Source organism: Staphylococcus ureilyticus (assembly GCF_002902235.1).
GTDB classification, from domain to species: Bacteria; Bacillota; Bacilli; order Staphylococcales; family Staphylococcaceae; genus Staphylococcus; species Staphylococcus ureilyticus.
On record NZ_PPRL01000150.1, the window covers coordinates 1 to 2,929 of the forward strand.

Sequence of the window (2,929 nt, forward strand, 5' to 3'; positions counted from 1 at the left end):
GAAGGTACATTCATATCAGTCATTTTTACATTGTATAACATATATCAAAAAAATGTGTATACTATTTGTTATTTCCTAAACAAAGTTGTTTGCAAGCATGGACTGCTAGTATGTTTATTTTGTTAGTATAAATTCAGAAATAAAAAAAGAGCGATTTAGAAACCAATCAACATTTGATTTCCAATGTTCGCTCTTACAATGATGTATCTTTTTAATAAGGTTCAAAAACTGTATTAGTTTAAGACCAATTTCAATTAACTATAGTGACTAAACCATTCAATATATACGCCATAACTTTTTAGTTAATGTTATAAATAATGATTCTTCTATCACACAGTACATTTATTTATACGTGCATTAATTCTTCTTTAGAAACTCTACCAAAATATGTTTCAGCTTCTCTTAATTTAGAAGTACCAAAAATAGGTTGTGTTTCCTGATTTAGTACACGGTAGATATCACTTACTTTGTTGCTTTGTAAAATATAGCCGTTACGCGTATCAACTGTGTTCCAATATATATCACTTGTTGTAGAATGATTTGGATACGCACAATGGTTACGTGAAATTGTTTGTACCATTTCTAATGGGTCGCATCCGAAAGTACTATTTAGAACATCAGAATCTCTAAATAATGCACAAATTGACACACATGTTGTCCAGTTTGGCAATACTCTCTCTTTTTCAATTTGTACTAGTGTCTTTTTTGAAAGACCAATTGTTTGTGCCATCGTATCTTGAGTATAACCCGCTTCAATACGCACCATTTTAAATTTTGTTTGAATTAAATCTGTAAAACTCTGTCTATCCATTACTTTAATCTACCTTTCATAAAAGAATATTTTATCCGGACACAAGAAATTGCAATAATACACGTTTCTTGAAACACAAATTACATCTTAATACAATTTGCGATAAAATAAAAGAGCGAAATGATATTTTCGTTGTTTTTTATTATTTGCGAAATTATCTAAATAATCAATCTTATATCTTATAATTAACTTAAACATTTTTAGTACTTTTATTGTAAGCGCATAACAAGTATGAAATGTGATTATATTTTTCACTTATTACTCTTTTGATATAAAAACACCATTTATTATTATATCTTAAATTTTACTTTTTGGCATACCATTTGCCTTAAATAATCGAAATTAATCATTTGTTTACATTTTTCAGAATTTTCATTATAATCAGGGTTACTTTAATAATTGAGGTGTAAAAAAATGACAGAAAAATATATATTACTTGCAACTTGTACAGATAAAGTCGGTATTACTTCATTAATTACTAATAAAATTGCTCAATATGATTCTAATATTCTACATTTAGATCATTTTACAGAATATGACCATTCACCAAATGCTACAGGTCAATTATATTTGAGATTGGAATTTGAAAATGTACCATCATTGAAAGAAAATTTAGAAACAACGTTGCAAACACATCAAATAGATTTTAAACTCTTTGACAATCAACAACATACAAAAATAGCACTTTTTGTTTCTAAGGAAGATCATGCTTTCAACGAAATTTTATTACGTGTTAACAGAAATGAATTGCCTGCCGAAATTGTGTGTATCGTTAGTAATCATGAAAACAATAGGCAATTCGCAGAAACGCTTCATATTCCTTTTTATTACATACCTAGCAACGAAGATAAAGCGATTGTGGAAAGAAAAATACTAGATGTTTGTTCTGAACATCAAGTTGAACTCATTGTTTTAGCAAAATACATGCAAATACTATCCGATCATTTTGTCAGTCACTATCCAAACCAAATCATCAATATTCATCACTCATTCCTACCTTCATTTATAGGTGCAAATCCTTATAAACAAGCATGGGAATGCGGTGTCAAATTAGTTGGGGCAACAAGTCATTATGTTACTTCTGACTTGGATGAGGGCCCTATTATAGATCAAGACGTTATACGAATTAATCATCGGTATAATGTACAAGATTTACGTAAAATTGGTCGGCATGTTGAATCAAGTGTGTTAGCTCAAGCTGTCGAATATCATGTGCTGCATAAGGTAATTGTCACTGCGAGTAGTAAGACAATAGTTTTTAATTAATCTTCAAAAAAACCTGAGATAGCTTTTTGCACTGATCACAATTTGTGAGAATAAAATAAAAACACTTCCGTTGAATTCATTTAAAATGAAAAATACGGAGGTGTTTTTCTATTAAAAGAGTTGCTTACTCATTAGAAATCAAAAATAAAGCTATAGAAATGAAAATTGAAGATTACAGTACAAGCGAAATTACGGAAACATTAAACATTAGGAACAGTGCACAAGTGAAAACTTGGTAAAAATGGTAAAACTCATAGATTCTACCAACAAGTTGGTAAACAGTATTCATATGGTAAGAATATTGAATAAATAAATAATGAAGAAAAGTTAAGAATAGAAAACAGAGGCAAAAAGCTGAAATTGATGTTTTAAAAAGTACAAGAAATTGGAAGGGAAGTTGAGCCAAAAATATTATACAAGTCGTTGAATCATTGAAATTGAGATATTCAGTTAAACTAGTATTACTTCTTCCCGTCATATTCGTTTACCTTGATTGTACTAATTAATTATAATTACTAGAATATATGGCTTCATCATCAACCCATATATCAATATTATTAATGTAAAATCCTATATTTATCATTCTACAATTTAATGACCTATACAATAATTCTAATGTATTTTCACTTTCAAATTTATTACTTCTACAAACTCTTTTCTTTTTCCTCATACTTTAAGTAACCCAAAATAGCTATCTCCTTCAAGTTTATATTTTATTTCTTATAGGAAATAAAGTCTTTTTGTCATTATATTAAAATCATATGACTTAATTTTTTTACCTTAGCATAAAATATTATGCTAATATATATATATTATAAGAAAAGAGGAGAATAAAGTGTACTGTACAAATTG

General features: G+C 28.2%; 2 protein-coding genes. One reads left to right on the plus strand and one right to left on the minus strand.

Translation table 11 applies throughout. The annotated features are described in order from the left end of the window. Nucleotides 1-346: 346 nt before the first annotated feature. Complete coding sequence (gene xdrA / locus CD150_RS12375) at nucleotides 347-811, minus strand: XRE family transcriptional regulator XdrA (RefSeq protein WP_019468125.1); 465 nt, start codon at nucleotides 809-811, stop codon at nucleotides 347-349. A 414-nt stretch (nucleotides 812-1,225) separates the two neighbouring features. On the opposite strand from xdrA, the gene purU reads away from it, so the two are divergent. Then, nucleotides 1,226-2,077: a formyltetrahydrofolate deformylase gene (purU, locus tag CD150_RS12380; RefSeq protein ID WP_103161639.1), complete on the plus strand. Its 852-nt coding sequence runs from the start codon at nucleotides 1,226-1,228 to the stop codon at nucleotides 2,075-2,077. The last annotated feature ends 852 nt before the right edge of the window (nucleotides 2,078-2,929 follow it).

Bases quoted from the DNA above. Each gene is read 5' to 3' on its own strand.
- purU (WP_103161639.1), top strand. From the start codon at position 1,226: ATGACAGAAAAATATATATTACTTGCAACTTGTACAGATAAAGTCGGT.
- xdrA (WP_019468125.1), bottom strand. From the start codon at position 811: ATGGATAGACAGAGTTTTACAGATTTAATTCAAACAAAATTTAAAATG.